Origin of the sequence: Pseudoflavonifractor capillosus, assembly GCF_016899775.1 — a bacterium.
GTDB lineage: Bacteria > Bacillota > Clostridia > Oscillospirales > Oscillospiraceae > Lawsonibacter.
Map to the genome: position 1 here is coordinate 1 of NZ_JACJJE010000193.1, position 253 is coordinate 253.

General features: G+C 53.8%; 1 protein-coding gene. It reads right to left on the reverse strand.

Annotated features, from left to right (window positions below):
• Positions 1–253, reverse strand: a 253-nt coding sequence (locus H6B31_RS16985) for a hypothetical protein (RefSeq protein ID WP_204899552.1), incomplete at both ends; no start/stop codon positions are given.

Here is a 253-nt window from a genome sequence, read left to right on the forward strand (position 1 = left end):
AACTGGATGTTCATGATAACGTCGGTGCTGATCTTCTCGATGTTGACAACCAGCTTGCCGCCGTCCTCGGCCATGAAGTCGCCGGACACAGTCATCTCGTACCCTTCGGGCACATACTGCTCCAGCACGGAGTAGTTCTGAACGCCGGCAGGTACGAAGTAGTCACCGCCGGCAATGACTTCATCGCCGTACTTGAACTGGATGTTCATGATAACGTCGGTGCTGATCTTCTCGATGTTGACAACCAGCTTGC